This is a genomic window from Anabaenopsis sp. NIES-4685 (assembly GCF_059725405.1).
Genome location: NZ_AP043602.1, coordinates 1,246,222 through 1,260,514, shown reverse-complemented (window position 1 = coordinate 1,260,514; position 14,293 = coordinate 1,246,222). Strand labels below are relative to the sequence as shown.

The following is a 14,293-nucleotide window of genomic DNA, read 5'->3' as shown; positions in this document are numbered from 1 at the left end:
ACATAGAACCAACTATTGACTGAGTTGGGCGAAAATTGTTTCCCAGTTAATTACATATGGTCGTGTGCCTTTGTTAACTAAACTAAAGGCTTGGTTGGCTGTACCTGGGTAAAAAAGAGATTCTACACAAGCGGCAGCCACGTCAATGCGGCTAGCGTCTCCTGCTAAGTAATCACCAGTCTCAACTACTACCCCTTGTTTACCTCCGGTCTGAGCTTTTAGTAAGGTGTTGAGGTCATAGGATGTATAGGGGCCATCAATCAAGCGTCCCGGACGGATAATAGTGTAAGGTAATCTAGATGTGATGATGGCTTGCTCTCCCTTCTGCTTGGCATCAAGTACACCAAAGGCATTGAGAATATTAAAAGGTGGCTGGTCTTTACGGTCAACTCCCACAGAAGAGACGAAGACGAAGCGTTTGAGAAGGGGTGGTGCTGCTGATACTAAGTTGCTGACGCCTTCAGCATCTACTTTGACTGGGTGATTTTTGGCTCTGGTATTTCTATATTCAGCATCAATCAATATCCTTCCCCATTCTAGTAAGTTAGGTGGTGGGTCAAATTCCCATCTCTGGGAGGGGAAGGCAGTTGTGCCAGTACAGCAGATAATGTAGTTAATATCTTGCATAGCTGGGGGGAGGGTGGTTAGATCGCGGATGTCACCCACAGCAATTTCTACTTGTTGATTAAACATTTTTGTGGCTTGGGCGGCGTTGCGGGTGAGAAGACGAACCTTCATACCCTTTTGCAGCAAGTTGGCGGTGACCAGTTGACCCACGCCACCAGTAGCACCAGCAACTAGTACTAAATCGTTAACTGAGGCTGCAAGAGAAGTCATAAACTGATGTTAAAGGTGTTTATCTAATTTAATGAATATTTTGGCACGGTGTTTCTGCCTGGAGAAGGCGATCGCAAAAAAAAACCGGTTAAAATAACCGGGGGTGTTCATTAAGGCAGTTAAAGATATTTTCCCCGACAATGTAGAGAATTTCTGTATAAATAGTTATACTATTTCTCTTGACCACCACAGCGGGGACAATTCCGGAAAACCAGCTAAATTTTCCTGGTATCCACTCAAACCAGACTAGAGATTTGTCCTACTTGTTCCAACCCAATATCCATTAACCTGGAAAATGTACTAAAATCAATGACTTGAGTCACAAAGAGAGCAATCATGGCATCCATCCGCGAGTTGCACGAACAGTTAATTAAAAAAGAATGTTCTGCTGTTGAAATTACCCAAAAAGCCTTAGAGCGTATTCAAGCATTAGAACCGAAATTACACAGTTTCTTGCACGTCACCACAGAAAAGGCGTTAGAACAGGCTCGTGCTGTGGATGCGAAAATCGCCGCTGGGGAAGAAATAGGACTCCTAGCTGGGATTCCCATAGGGATTAAAGATAATTTGTGTACCCAGGGGGTTCCCACTACTTGCGCTTCTCGAATTTTAGAAAATTTTGTCCCGCCTTATGAATCAACAGTGACACAAAAACTGATTGATGCTGGGGCGGTACTGATTGGTAAAACGAATTTAGATGAGTTTGGTATGGGTAGTTCTACTGAGAACTCTGCCTACCAACTTACTAATAATCCTTGGGATTTATCAAGGGTTCCAGGTGGTTCTTCTGGGGGTTCGGCGGCGGCGGTAGCGGCTGATGAATGTGTTGCATCTCTGGGGACTGATACGGGCGGTTCTATTCGCCAACCGGCATCTTTTTGTGGTGTGGTGGGGATAAAACCGACTTATGGGCTGGTGTCTCGCTATGGTGTGATAGCTTACGCCTCCTCTTTGGATCAGGTGGCTTTGGGACGGACGGTGGAAGATACTGCTATTGTATTGAATGCGATCGCTGGTTACGATTCCAAAGACTCTACTAGCCTGAAAGTTGAAATCCCCAACTACACCGCCAATCTAACACCAGATTTCAAAGCCCGAAAGCTGCGAATTGGCGTGATTAAAGAAACCATGGCTGATGGTTTAGATGCTGTGGTAGAAAAGGCGGTCAGTCAAGCCATAGAGCAATTAAAGAGTTTGGGGGCGGAGATTTCGATTATTTCCTGTCCCAACTTCCGCTATGGTGTACCTAGCTACTATATTATTGCCCCCTCTGAAGCATCAGCTAATCTGGCTCGCTACGATGGTGTAAAGTATGGCTTCCGGGTTCAAGATGCAGATAATCTGCTATCTATGTATACTCGCACCCGTTCCACTGGTTTTGGTCCAGAAGTGAAACGGCGGATTATGATTGGTACTTATGCTTTGTCTGCTGGCTACTATGACGCATACTATCTCAAAGCGCAAAAAGTCAGAACTTTGATTAAACAAGACTTTGAAAATGCCTTTGAGCAGGTTGATGTGTTAGTTTGTCCTACTGCTCCCACCACAGCATTTAAAGCAGGGGAGAAAATTAGCGACCCCCTAAGTATGTACTTGAATGATCTGATGACTATCCCTGTAAATCTTGCAGGTTTACCGGGTTTAAGTGTACCTTGTGGTTTTGATGACCAGGGACTACCCATTGGGTTGCAGCTGATTGGCCGGGTACTCGGAGAAGAGCAACTATTTCAAGTGGCTTATGCTTATGAGCAATCGACTAATTGGCTAGTAAATCAGCCTCAACTCTAGGCGCAAAACCCCACCCTATAACTATTTGAGGGTGGGTAGTTTTAAGCTTCCTCCTGATGGCTGGGTAGAGTGTGAAAAATATTTGTTAAAATATATATATCTTAACAAACGGCAATTTTCAATGCAATTAAGTTTCAAACTACTATTGACGGTAGAAATAATTGTTGTCATTGGCTATTTTGCCATCTGTCTATTTCTGTTTGTCAGACAGCAGCGGTTAATTTTCTTTCCTTCCGCTGTGATTGAAAGAACACCAGAGATTTTTAACCTCCCCTATGAGGATGTCTGGTTACCTGTAAAAGTTAGGAATGGAAAGACAGAACTAATTCATGGTTGGTGGATTCCATCCCCAGAACCAAACCCTAATGTGTTGCTGTATCTCCATGGTAACGCCATCAATGTTGGCGCTAATGTTGGTCATGCTCGTCGGTTGCATCAACTGGGTTTTTCTGTGCTGCTGATTGATTATCGGGGGTATGGTCTGAGTGAAGGTGATTTTCCTAACGAAAAGCGGGTTTATGAAGATGCATCTGTTGCGTGGAATTACTTGGTAAATGAGAAGCAGATTGTACCAGGTAAAATATTTATTTATGGGCATTCTCTGGGGGGTGCGATCGCCATTGATTTGGGACTCAAACAGCCACAAGCAGCGGGGTTGATTGTGGAAAGTTCCTTTACCTCTATCCGGGATATGGTGGATTACAGGAATTTATTTTGGATGTTCCCGGTGAACTTAATTTTAACCCAGCGCTTTGAATCCATCAACAAAGTACCCCAGTTAAAAATACCAGTGTTATTTATTCATGGCATGGCTGATACAAGTGTACCATCTTTCATGAGCCAAAAGCTTTATCACGCGGCTCCCGAACCGAAAAAACTGCTGTTAGTCCCCAGTGCGGAGCATGATAATACGGCGATTGTTGCTGGTGAGGAATATCTACAATGGGTGATGTCTTTTGTGCAAGGGGTGAAAGGTGGGAGGATTTTGACTAATAGTGAGCATCAATCAGTCAATTAGGTGGTAATATTATATATATTGGGTGCTGGTAGATAAAAATACTTGAGCATTTCGCGTCAAGCCTTAATAATATAACTTTCTGGGCTTAATGGCTTGTGCGGGATTTCCTGCATAAATAGTCATTGATGCTAATGATTTAACAGCTACTCCACCCAGAGTTAATACAGCACCTTTACCGACAGTCACCCCAGGGCCAATTATTGACTTAGCAGCAATCCAACTACTTTCCTCAATATAAATTGGGGCAATTTTTAATTCAAAATCAGGGTGATTCCAGTCATGATTACCTGTGCAAAGATAGACATCTTGAGATATGCAAGCATGACTCTCTATAGTCACATGAGCTAGGTTATCTATCCAAGCATTTTCACCAATCCAGACATAATCACCGACAGTTAACCGCCAAGGAAATTTTACCCGCACTTTTGGTTTTAGGCGTACACCTTGACCAATAGTAGCTCCAAAAATGCGGAGTATCTGCACTTTGACCGATGAAATGGGTAACCAAGAACTTTCAAATAGAGGTGAACCGAGGAAGTACCAGCACAGTTGTTGCCAATAGGGAGCACCGGGGGTATAGTTACCGAGGGTGTAGTTATCTAATCGCATGCTTGGAATAAGGAAATTGAGAGTTAAAGCTGGTTCTGGTAGGACTTGAGACCATCCACAATAGGAGGTATTTCCGCGCCTTAAATTTCTTCGGGATTAATCCCCATTTCTTGCAGTCTGGCGGCTAATTTAGCGGCTTTTTCTTCCGCTTGTTCACCCTTTGACGTTCTTGTGCTACTAATTCAGTTCCCCAGGGGAGTAAATTACCGGATTCATCCCACCAGCGCAACCAAAAGCTGACTATCTCTGCTTTTTTCCCTCTCCATACACCCACAAACAGGTTTAATGCTACCAAGTAAAATCTTCCCTGTTCATCTGGGGATTGTTGCTGGTATTTACCGTCTGTTAAATGATAAACATCTAAGGTTCCGGTTTGAGGATGGAAGATCACATATACAGGGACTTTTAAAATTTGTTCATAAAAATACCATTTACCATAGGGATAATGGGGATTAATGGAGTATTCTCCCCCCTCTGTAGCACAGATAAATTCCATCACAATGGCGGGGGGTTCTCCTTCGGCGTGGGGGGTATAACTGCGGCGGATTTCCCCCTCTGGGAGGGGATGAGCTACAGGTATATAAACCCAGTCGGGGGCTTTGACGATGGTTTTGTCGCCCACGGTGGCGCATAGCCCAAAATTGGAAGCAATGAGCATGGATTCTAAGATTAATCCAGCCAGTTCTAAAGATTCTCGCAAAGCCGCAGCCAGGATGGGTTGAAGATTACTTTCCACAGGTTCATCTGGTAGGGGAAAATCCGCGGGTAGTTTTTCCCATCTCACTGGGGGTAACCTGTGTAAGGGATGGTGTTGTGTAACCGTCATGGTTTTAAGCAATGGCTGTTGATGTATTGTATCACAGATGATTATCCACCCATGGGGTATGGTTGGTGGTTATCCCTAGGTTAGGTATAATTGATGGTTATCCCTAGGTTAGGTATAATTGATGGTTATCCACACGGGAGCCAGGGAATAAATTCCCTGTCTAAAAGCTAAAGTCGGTTAAAAACCGACTGGTTTTGTGTTTGGTGATTATGGTGTTTTGGGGTGGAGTGGAGGAGGCGGTAAATCGGTTTCTTGTTCTCATAATGAAATTGTGGTTTTGTTAAAAACCGACTGGTTTTGTGTTTGGTAATTATGGTGTTCTGGGGTGGAGTGGAGGAGGCGGTAAATCGGTTGCTTGTTCTCATAATGAAATTGTATTCTACAATAGACAATTAAGGGGGAATGGAACCGATAAAATGAATATGGTTTTCAATTCCACTGATAGCATGAATAATACAAACTAGATGATCAGCCTTAGCAATTAAATAACCATATACACCTCATTTTCTATAGCAAGAGTAATTAAAGTTTTACCTTTTTTATTTGCCCCAATAATATGATAATATAAACGCCATAAAGCCATAATTAAATTGACAAATCACACAAAAATTCTCAACCCTCTTCCTCTTCCTAGTCGGTTTTTAACCGACTTGAGCTTTGAGACTCTTAATTCATTCCCCGGCTCCCCGTGTGGATAACTATCAACTATGGTTTGGGTGTGTGGATAATTATCAACTATGGTTTGGGTGTGTGGATAATTATCAACTATGTAGCTGATGTAGAGAAAATAAGCAAATATTATCTTTGATTTTTACCCAGAATTGATTATTTACCCCTTTCATTGAAACTAGCTTCTATTAAATTTATACTGAGCAGAATTTCTGCCAATACTCGCTGCAATGCGTAATATAAACCATATTTACCATCTAAAATGCCTCCTTTGACAATCAGGCAGTACACTAGTATAATTAATGGGGCGATGATTTTTAGCTTACGAAGGCGATCGCCTAAACTGAGTTCATGATTGGGGGTTTCTAGGAGTTTTTTGGTTTCAATCACCATGTAACGTTGTTGCGCCCATAACCAGCGATTTAATGGTTTGCGATCGTCGTGGTGAATGTATCCTATTAGTTGACTAGATTTACCCTCTACTAAAACCCGATGAGCGTGTCCATCATCTTGATAATTTGCTTTTTCTATTCTGTATAATACCTGGCGCGGTGGAAGTATTGTACCTCGTAAAGGTTTACCAAATACACAATATTTAAATCTAGCAAAGTAGCCGTCAATGGTAGTATCTAGAGGTAAATTTTTAATCTCCCTAATTAGTTCATCGGTTAAGATATAATCAGCATCCAGAGATAAAACCCATTCTGATTTAACTTGCTGTAAGCCATAATTGCATTGACCAGCAAAGGAATCAAATTTACGTTTAAATACGGTGGTTTGGGGATAATTTGAGAGAATTTCTAAGGTCTGATCTGTGCTGTAACTATCAATAACAATAATTGTTTTTGCCCAGGTGAGTTTTTCTAGGGTGCGATCGATGTTGGGTGCTTCGTTATAGGTGAGGATGAGGGGGGTAATTTGTTGTAGCATAGTTGGGGTAAATTTAAGCTGTCCCAAGTATAATTATCAAGGATAAGTGGCGGAAGGCGATCGCTCTGGGTTCGGGTATGTGCAGGTTGTATATATTATAGCAACCGCCAAGGTGGTTAGGACACAAACAGAAGATAAAACCATTGAAATTCAAGCGTTTCAAGGCTTCCCCCTGCTCCGGTGCCCTGTCCCCTGCTATATTTCACAGGTAGGGGATATTTGGGCGATCGTTGTTCACACGGGAACCATAATTGATCGTTATCCACACAGGGGAGCCAGGGAATAAATTCCCTGTCTCAAAGCTAAAGTCGGTTAAAAACCGACTGGTTTTGTGTTTGGCGATGATGGTGTTTTGGGGTGGGGTGGAGGTTGATCTAAATCTGTTTCTTGTTCTAATAATGAAATTGTGGTTCTGTTTAAATGATGGATTTTTTGATTATTAACATAATCTATGGCTGTGGATAATTGATGACCACCCAGGGAAAATATACCATATCCTTCTTGCCAGATAAATTTTTGTGGTAAGTTTGGCAATGAATGATTGTAATAATAAGCGCTACTTCCCTTTAAACTTTTCACACATTCGGCAATAGATAATTTAGGGGGAATAGAAATTACTAAATGAATATGGTCTTCAATTCCACCAATAGCATGAATAATACAACCCAGATGATCAGCCTTACCAATTAAATAACCATATACCTCATTTTCTATATCATGACTAATTAAAGGCTCACGTTTTTTAGTCGCCCAAATAATATGATAATATAACCGCCATAAAGCCATAATTAAATTGATAAATTAAATTAAAATAACCTCAACCTCCTTCCTAGTCGGTTTTTAACCGACTTGAGCTTTGAGACGGGGAATTCATTCCCCGGCTCCCCGGTGTGGATAACGATTGATGATGGCTCCCGTGTGGATAACGATTGAGAATGGTTCCCGTGTGGATAACGATTGAGAATGGTTCCCCCGTATGGATAACGATCGCCCCGGCTAATTAAAGGCTCACGTTTTTTAGTCGCCCAGATAATATGATAATATAACCGCCATAAAGCCATAATTAAATTGATAAATCACACAAAAAATCTCAACCTCCTTCCTAGTCGGTTTTTAACCGACTTGAGCTTTGAGACGGGGAATTCATTCCCCGGCTCCCTGGATATGCAAAACCGAATCAATCTTAGTTAAATTAGTAAGCATCGGGATTCAATCGGAGGAAATATGAGTGAATCGACATTGCTAAACTTAGATCAATCGACACCAGATTTAACCCCAGATTTTGTTAATCCCCCCACCCAGGATGAATTACTGTATGATGACGGCATCCCTATGGAAACCTATCGCCATAAACTGCAAATGGACTTACTAGTTGATCCCCTAGCAGCTTGGCTGGGCGATCAAGATGCCTTTGTAGGGGGTAATATGTTTGTTTACTTTAGTCCCCATCAATTGAAAAACCATGATTTTCGTCGTCCGGATATGTTTGCTGTGCTAGATGTTCCCAAGGGAGAGCGCAAATGCTGGGTAACCTGGGAAGAGGGTAAAGGTCAGATGTGGTAGTGGAATTGCTATCCTCTAGCACTGCTTCCAGAGACAAGACAGACAAAAAAGAAATATACCAAAACAGGCTGAGAGTACCAGAATACTTTTGGTATGATCCCTTTAATCCCAATGAGTTTGCTGGGTTCATCATCAGGGATCATGGATATGAACCAATCATCCCCGATGAGCAAAACAGGCTCATCAGTCAAAAATTAGGTTTAGCCCTAGTGCGTTGGGCGGGAGAATTTGGGGGAGCCAATGCCGTCTGGGTGCGTTGGGCAACTTTAGAGGGGGTTCTACTACCTACAGCCCGTGAATTAGCCCAACAAGCACAGCAAGAAGCCCAACAAGCACAGCAAGAAGCTCAACAAGCACAGCAAAGAGCAGAGGCTGCGGAATTGTTACTGGCACAGGAGCGCCAACAAAGGGAGGAATTGCTGGCTAAATTACAGACAATGGGGATAAATCCTGAGCAACTTTAGATGTTGTTTTATAACTTTTCAAGAGGTAATTGTCATTTTAGGGAACACCAGAAGACCGCAACAGGGGGGTGTAATTTGCTCTCCCAAGTATAATTACCAAGAATAAATTGCCGGGTGCGATCGCTGTTTTTAGCATAAATTCCCTAGGGCGATCGCTCAAACTCAGTTCTCACATTCTGAACCAGGGAGGAAATCTGGAGCTAGAATTTCTTCTAATGCAAAAGGACAGGATAGGGGAAATACTGTTTCCGGGAGGGATGTTTCTCTATGGGCATCACGCACGGACTTAGGATAAACTATTACTAATGCTGTCTCTAAATCGCTGCGCAGACTCGGACTGTCTAGCAGTAAAGCTTCTATTTGATCTCGTTGATGATCGATGGTAGCTAACCAACTCTGGCTTTGTTTATCCGGCTGATATTGCCATTTGAGCAGGTGCATAATTAAAACCTGTAAGCGGCTGCGAAGTTGACGGCGATCGCGCTTTCCCATGCTTTCCAACTCTTGAGCAATGTGTTCTGCGTCAATTTCTGATAAACATCCCCGCCGCAATAATTCCACATTCTTATTAATCCAGGCATAAAAATCTAGGTCATATTCAGCTTCTAAACTCATATTTGGCTCCCAGTTTTCCACCCGTTACTTAATATTAATATAGAATAAGATAGAATAAGTACCCCTGGGCGATCGCTCTGGGTCAGGGTATGTGCAAGTTGTATATATTATTGTCCAGCTAGGGGATATTTGGGCGATCGTTGTTCACACATTAGGTGTGGTCGCTGGTTATCCACACACCGGAGCCAGGGAATGAATTCCCTGGTTCAAAGCTAAAGTCGGTTTTTAACCGACTGGTTTTGTGTTTGGCGATGATGGTGTTCTGGGGTGGGGTGGAGGTTGGTCTAAATCTGTTGCTTGTTCTAATAATGAAATTGTGGTTCTGTTTAAATGATGGATTTTTTGATTATTAACATAATCTATGGCTGTGGATAATTGATGACCACCCAGGGAAAATATACCATATCCTTCTTGCCAGATAAATTTTTGTGGTAAGTTGGGGAATAAATGATTGTAATAATAAGCGCTACTTCCCTTTAAACTTTTCACACATTCGGCAATAGATAATTTAGGGGGTATAGAAATTACCAAATGAATATGGTCTTCAATTCCACCAATAGCATGAATAATACAACCAAGATGATCAGCCTTACCAATTAAATAACCATATACCTCATTTTCTATCTCATGAATAATGGCTCTACCGTACTTGTTATGCTAATTTAACAACTGGTTCGAGGGAACAGGGAACAGGGAACACACCGAACAGAGATTAAGAAGGAATATTCAGGCATTTTCTTCAATAACCAACATTATTTCCCTTATACGGTAAGCCTTTTCGGATTTTATCAAAACAATTTAGCATATTAGGTACTGAAGAACCTGAATAATTAAAGGCTCACGTTTTTTAGTCGCCCAAACAACAGCTTAATATAACCGCCATAAAGCCATAATTAAATTGATAAATTAAATCAAAAAATCACAGAATAAATCAAAATCACCTCAACCTCCTTCCAAGTCGGTTTTTAACCGACTTGAGCTTTGAGACGGGGAATTCATTCCCCGGTTCCGGTGTGTGGATAAATATCGACTATACCTAACGTGTGGAAACCCATGGACTGGCTCCGGTGTGTGGATAAATATCGACTATACCTAATGTGTGGAAACCCATGGACTGGCTCCCCCGTATGGATAACGATCGCCCCTGCGGTGTGTGGATAACTATTCACCGGCTCCCCCACATGGTTGTAGGCGGTTATAAAAATTAATCAGGTCTTCCCCCATTTTCAGGGAACTAAAACGTTGAATATTTTCCAGTCCCGCCTGCACTAGCTTTGTTGCTTCCTCCGATTGGTTGAGTAAAAAGTCACACTGTGCAACTATGGCTGATAAATCATCAGGACTGGCCATCAGAGCAGCATTACCAACTATTTCAGGGAGAGAACCACTGTTAGAGCAAACAACTGGACAGCCAAAAGCCATCGCTTCTAAAGGAGGCCAACCAAATCCCTCATAGTAACTGGGAAAAAGCAAGATGGAAGCCTTCAGGTATAGGGAAGATACCGCCTGATCATTGGGATGGGAAACAAAGGTAATTTTGTCACCTACTTGCAGTTCTTGAATGATCATTTGCAGCTCCATATCTGGAGGAGACCCAGCCATCACCAATGACAGGGGGTGACTCTTGACCAGTTCGGCAAAAACTCGAATTACCGTTGCTCGGTTCTTATAGAAGCCATTGTTACCAATGTGCAAAATTATTCTTTTCCCATCCCGCACTCGTTCCTGCCATCCGGGTATTTCTGCCGGAATTAAGTCTAATAAGCTACTCCTAATACCAGATAAAATCACGGTGGGAACAAGATTGCTAACGTTCTGTTGAAAGTCCTGACCTGTGCAGGTGCTGACAACACATATATTTTTCTGGGATTTGAGGGATTTTAGGTTTTCTCTAATTAACCAGCGGGCGAAAAAACCAGGCGGGGGTATGGGGAATTCCCCTTTTTGTTGCAAAACCGGAATTAAATCATGAAGGGTGACCACACATTTTTCTGGCGGTATTCCCCTGAGAACATAGCAGCTACTACCATCCATCAGGTGAAATATGTGCCCATTGTATTTGCGCATATATTTGCGCAACTGTAGCGGGGAAATCAAGAGTAACCAAAGCTGTTGAAACCGTTTTTTCAGTTTAGCCGGGAGAAAAAAAAGATCGGGGACAAGGTTCAGTAAGTCAATCCTGGTCAGTCGGACTTTTTGTGAGTAAGAAGATAAGGTTTCCGTCACCATTTCCACATAAATCAGCATACTGCCTACAGACTCAGTTGAACAAGTGGTGATTAATGCTACTTCTATCCCAGTTTGATTATCGTTAAGGGAAGGTAAGAATCCAGCCGATATTTCGGTCAATTTATCGGTCAATTTCAGAGTTTCCTATTGTTAGATTTTGGTTTATATTCTGGGTTTGATGCCATAAAAAAGCTTGCCAATACTTGGCGAAGGACAATACTAACCCCAGGGAGAACGCAATAAAAAAAGCAATAAAAGGGTCTGCCAATATTTGCCCAGAGACCATCAAGCTGCCAATGTTTGCCAGGAAAAAGGCTAAAATTCCACCTGTGTAAACCCCTAAGTACATTTGCCACTTGAATAGGGACTGCACTTGTGCCCATGCTGAAAGGACTAAACTGAGCAGCAGAAGGACTAAGGCTATAAAACCCGGTACTCCCAGTTCGACCATCACCCTACTGGTGCCACTTTCTTGCCAAGTTCTCGGTCTTTGGACATTGAAGATGGCAAGATTCTGGCTTCCTGGGGAAGCTGACCCCAGACCGGCTCCAAAAAATCCCGACTGACGCACTGTTTCGATCAAGGCATCAAAATTATGCTGTTGAAATTGTTCACCCGCAACAGCAAAATTATCTTGGTAATATCTGACATAGGTGGAGTCTTCTCCCAGATTGTTGCCAATATATGTCATAATTAACAGTGGAATCAGTAGAACGGGCAAAACGGAAAATATCCGCCCTCCACGGGCTTGGGCATAGATCAAAGTAAAAACTATTGCCGCTACGGGTAACATATAAAGCATCTTGCGACGACCACAGAAAAACAGGGCGGCGATCGCTATGGCACAAATAGCTAACCAGAGGTAGCGTTGGCTCGGTTTCGAGGTGGTGGACAGAAAAAAACTGAGTATAGAAGTTGCTGAAGCGTGCCAGCCCATGACATCTGGGGAACGGTAAAAACCTGCTACCAGCTTGACAACGTAGCCAGTACTATGTCGCACCCAATCAAAGTTAAAGGCACTGGTACCTATGAGAGTCCATCCAGGCACGACATTAAAGTATTCTAAAAATGTGCCACTCAGCATGACCACGGAGAGGAGACAATAAAAACTAAATAGTCTTTGGATATCTTCCAGGGATTGGGCAAAGTGAAAACCCACCAAAATCGCCGCCAAGAAAACGCCATAGTTAAAGATGCCAAAGACTGTCAGGAGCCAGGAGTTGGCACTATAGGTCAGAGAAATGAAGGCTGGTGGGATGCAGGCCACCAAAAACCAGTTAAAACTGCGGTTTACATTGGGATACATTCGCCAGAATGAATGCAACCAGCCTTTTTGTCCCGACATACCCACTATTATACCCAATATAATTGGCACACCTGCTAACAGGACACTGGCGGGGGCACCGGGAATTATTTTTCTCAGGGGGTCTTGTACTGCTGCTAGGAATACTAGCCAGTATATCCCCCGCCGCCAATTGCCTAGGGCGAGAATCGCCCCTAAAACTGAAATAAGTAATACTATACCAGATGCCATAAATCACTTTCCATTGTTGCTGGTAACAGTTAACTCCGCACATAACGAATGGCTTCTGTAATACCACAGACTACTTTTTGGTAATTATATTCCATCATCACTTTTCTCTGGGCGTTACTTCCCATCTCAGCCAGCTTTTCTTGACCTAGTTTGATCGCTGTAGCTAGGCGATCGCCTAACTTGTCTATTTGTCCCATGGGGTAAGTCCAACCGGTTCCCGGTGCAATCAGGTCAAGATGACATCCCACTTGATCGGAAACAATCGCTGGTAGTCCACAAGCCATAGCTTCATTGACCACTAGCCCCCAGGTTTCACCGGCATCAGAGGGGAGGACGAGACAGTCGGACACAAGGTAAGCAGCAATTATTTCACTCTGGTTGAGGAACCCGGCAAACCTAACTGGTAGTTGGTGCTCTCGGACAAATTGTTCACACATGGGGCGTAATTCCCCGTCTCCCACCATCAGTAGTTGCCCTGTGGGTTGATGGTTTTGTTGTAATAGGGCGATCGCCTGGAGTAAATCTAGGGGATGTTTTTTAGGGATAAACTTAGCACAGTAAAGGAAAGTGAGGGTGTGGGGGTCTAAGCGGAATTTTTCTACAAGAGAGGATTTTTCACCAAGGATCTGACTGGTATGGGCAGTGAATCCCTCGTTGTCTATACAATAGGGGGTAGAAAATAGTTTTTCTGGTGCTACACCATTGTTGACATAAAACTGTTGGTTAGCTCTTCCAATATACAAACAGGCACTATACTGACTAATTAATAGCCGTTGCAGTTGTTTTTTCCACCATGCCCTATGGGCAAGATGATTAGATTCCCCCCGGACAATACAGGGAATGCCATACAACCGGCAAGCTACCAGGAGTTGCAGGCAGCTTTTAACAACCCAACCATTGACGATAAAAGCATCCCAATTGCCGTTTTTGACGAGGGCAAAAATTTCTGGGGTATCACAGCCCCCAGAGTTGGTTACAGATGGTGTTTGGGCAATATTTGTTAAAACTTGATATTCATAGCCATTTAATAAAGGAACATCCCACTCAAAAGCCACCCCAAATCCATCCCCCTGCTGCATAGCATTGGGAATCATACAGAAAAAGACGTGCAGATCGATGTCGGCGTTCTGGGCTAATAGGCGAAACCAGGGTACTTGATATTGAATTGGGTGGGTGGTGAGAATACCGACTTTAAAGACCATAATTTACGT

At 42.9% G+C, this 14,293-nt stretch carries 14 protein-coding genes and 3 pseudogenes; 4 read left to right on the top strand and 13 right to left on the bottom strand.

What is annotated here, in order from left to right; genetic code table 11:
* Window positions 1-12: 12 nt before the first annotated feature.
* The gene (locus AC6IZ0_RS05485) at window positions 13-837 is read right to left on the bottom strand and encodes an SDR family oxidoreductase (RefSeq protein ID WP_271734300.1); all 825 of its coding nucleotides are present in this window, start codon (window positions 835-837) and stop codon (window positions 13-15) included.
* A 336-nt stretch (window positions 838-1,173) separates the two neighbouring features.
* Here AC6IZ0_RS05485 and gatA point away from each other — a divergent pair, with 336 nt between their 5' ends.
* Together gatA and AC6IZ0_RS05475 are read left to right on the top strand one after the other, a co-directional pair.
* The gene (gene gatA / locus AC6IZ0_RS05480; protein WP_497725355.1) at window positions 1,174-2,625 is read left to right on the top strand and encodes an Asp-tRNA(Asn)/Glu-tRNA(Gln) amidotransferase subunit GatA; all 1,452 of its coding nucleotides are present in this window, start codon (window positions 1,174-1,176) and stop codon (window positions 2,623-2,625) included.
* 121 nt (window positions 2,626-2,746) lie between these two features.
* On the top strand, window positions 2,747-3,643 hold the full coding sequence (locus AC6IZ0_RS05475; RefSeq protein ID WP_497725354.1) for an alpha/beta hydrolase: 897 nt from the start codon (window positions 2,747-2,749) through the stop codon (window positions 3,641-3,643).
* A gap of 63 nt (window positions 3,644-3,706) precedes the next feature.
* On the opposite strand, the gene AC6IZ0_RS05470 is transcribed toward AC6IZ0_RS05475, so the two are convergent.
* The 6 genes and pseudogenes from AC6IZ0_RS05470 to AC6IZ0_RS05445 form a co-directional block, all read right to left on the bottom strand.
* Window positions 3,707-4,252, bottom strand: coding sequence for a WcaF family extracellular polysaccharide biosynthesis acetyltransferase (locus tag AC6IZ0_RS05470; protein WP_271734297.1), 546 nt, complete (start codon window positions 4,250-4,252; stop codon window positions 3,707-3,709).
* Between the two features lie 124 nt (window positions 4,253-4,376).
* Entirely contained in the window at window positions 4,377-5,078 is a 702-nt protein-coding gene (locus AC6IZ0_RS05465) for a Uma2 family endonuclease (protein ID WP_497725353.1), read from the bottom strand.
* 261 nt (window positions 5,079-5,339) lie between these two features.
* Window positions 5,340-5,661: pseudogene (locus AC6IZ0_RS05460) on the bottom strand (transposase); the annotation flags it as partial.
* Window positions 5,662-5,903: 242 nt separating this feature from the next.
* Entirely contained in the window at window positions 5,904-6,677 is a 774-nt protein-coding gene (locus tag AC6IZ0_RS05455; protein WP_497725351.1) for a glycosyltransferase family 2 protein, read from the bottom strand.
* A gap of 312 nt (window positions 6,678-6,989) precedes the next feature.
* Window positions 6,990-7,463, bottom strand: a complete 474-nt coding sequence (gene tnpA, locus AC6IZ0_RS05450) for an IS200/IS605 family transposase (protein WP_497725349.1) — start codon at window positions 7,461-7,463, stop codon at window positions 6,990-6,992.
* A gap of 208 nt (window positions 7,464-7,671) precedes the next feature.
* Window positions 7,672-7,738, bottom strand: a pseudogene (locus tag AC6IZ0_RS05445) (IS200/IS605 family transposase); the annotation flags it as partial.
* A gap of 163 nt (window positions 7,739-7,901) precedes the next feature.
* Here AC6IZ0_RS05445 and AC6IZ0_RS05440 point away from each other — a divergent pair.
* On the top strand, window positions 7,902-8,240 hold the full coding sequence (locus AC6IZ0_RS05440; protein WP_497725348.1) for a hypothetical protein: 339 nt from the start codon (window positions 7,902-7,904) through the stop codon (window positions 8,238-8,240).
* Window positions 8,240-8,704 carry a Uma2 family endonuclease gene (locus tag AC6IZ0_RS05435; RefSeq protein ID WP_497725347.1) on the top strand — a complete coding sequence of 155 codons (465 nt, stop codon included), beginning with the start codon at window positions 8,240-8,242 and terminating at the stop codon, window positions 8,702-8,704. The genes AC6IZ0_RS05440 and AC6IZ0_RS05435 overlap by 1 nt, the downstream gene beginning before the upstream one ends.
* Before the next feature lie 37 nt (window positions 8,705-8,741).
* Here the strand turns inward: AC6IZ0_RS05435 and AC6IZ0_RS05430 are convergent, their stop codons facing one another.
* The 6 genes and pseudogenes from AC6IZ0_RS05430 to AC6IZ0_RS05405 all read right to left on the bottom strand — a co-directional run bounded on the left by AC6IZ0_RS05430 (window position 8,742) and on the right by AC6IZ0_RS05405 (window position 14,284).
* Window positions 8,742-8,864, bottom strand: coding sequence for a hypothetical protein (locus AC6IZ0_RS05430; protein ID WP_497725346.1), 123 nt, complete (start codon window positions 8,862-8,864; stop codon window positions 8,742-8,744).
* Window positions 8,865-8,866: 2 nt separating this feature from the next.
* A complete protein-coding gene (locus AC6IZ0_RS05425; RefSeq protein WP_271734291.1) occupies window positions 8,867-9,319 on the bottom strand; it encodes a DUF29 domain-containing protein in 453 nt (150 codons plus the stop codon).
* A 225-nt stretch (window positions 9,320-9,544) separates the two neighbouring features.
* Window positions 9,545-9,958: pseudogene (tnpA, locus tag AC6IZ0_RS05420) on the bottom strand (IS200/IS605 family transposase); the annotation flags it as partial.
* Between the two features lie 522 nt (window positions 9,959-10,480).
* A complete protein-coding gene (locus AC6IZ0_RS05415) occupies window positions 10,481-11,680 on the bottom strand; it encodes a glycosyltransferase family 4 protein (protein WP_497725345.1) in 1,200 nt (399 codons plus the stop codon).
* On the bottom strand, window positions 11,670-13,082 hold the full coding sequence (locus AC6IZ0_RS05410; protein ID WP_497725344.1) for a hypothetical protein: 1,413 nt from the start codon (window positions 13,080-13,082) through the stop codon (window positions 11,670-11,672). The genes AC6IZ0_RS05415 and AC6IZ0_RS05410 overlap by 11 nt, the downstream gene beginning before the upstream one ends.
* A 29-nt stretch (window positions 13,083-13,111) precedes the next feature.
* A complete protein-coding gene (locus AC6IZ0_RS05405; protein ID WP_497725343.1) occupies window positions 13,112-14,284 on the bottom strand; it encodes a glycosyltransferase family 4 protein in 1,173 nt (390 codons plus the stop codon).
* Between the last annotated feature and the right edge of the window lie 9 nt (window positions 14,285-14,293).

Bases quoted from the DNA above. Each gene is read 5' to 3' on its own strand.
- tnpA (WP_497725349.1), bottom strand. From the start codon at position 7,463: ATGGCTTTATGGCGGTTATATTATCATATTATTTGGGCGACTAAAAAA.
- AC6IZ0_RS05405 (WP_497725343.1), bottom strand. From the start codon at position 14,284: ATGGTCTTTAAAGTCGGTATTCTCACCACCCACCCAATTCAATATCAA.
- AC6IZ0_RS05485 (WP_271734300.1), bottom strand. From the start codon at position 837: ATGACTTCTCTTGCAGCCTCAGTTAACGATTTAGTACTAGTTGCTGGT.
- AC6IZ0_RS05410 (WP_497725344.1), bottom strand. From the start codon at position 13,082: ATGGCATCTGGTATAGTATTACTTATTTCAGTTTTAGGGGCGATTCTC.
- AC6IZ0_RS05455 (WP_497725351.1), bottom strand. From the start codon at position 6,677: ATGCTACAACAAATTACCCCCCTCATCCTCACCTATAACGAAGCACCC.
- AC6IZ0_RS05425 (WP_271734291.1), bottom strand. From the start codon at position 9,319: ATGAGTTTAGAAGCTGAATATGACCTAGATTTTTATGCCTGGATTAAT.
- AC6IZ0_RS05475 (WP_497725354.1), top strand. From the start codon at position 2,747: ATGCAATTAAGTTTCAAACTACTATTGACGGTAGAAATAATTGTTGTC.
- gatA (WP_497725355.1), top strand. From the start codon at position 1,174: ATGGCATCCATCCGCGAGTTGCACGAACAGTTAATTAAAAAAGAATGT.
- AC6IZ0_RS05440 (WP_497725348.1), top strand. From the start codon at position 7,902: ATGAGTGAATCGACATTGCTAAACTTAGATCAATCGACACCAGATTTA.
- AC6IZ0_RS05470 (WP_271734297.1), bottom strand. From the start codon at position 4,252: ATGCGATTAGATAACTACACCCTCGGTAACTATACCCCCGGTGCTCCC.
- AC6IZ0_RS05465 (WP_497725353.1), bottom strand. From the start codon at position 5,078: ATGACGGTTACACAACACCATCCCTTACACAGGTTACCCCCAGTGAGA.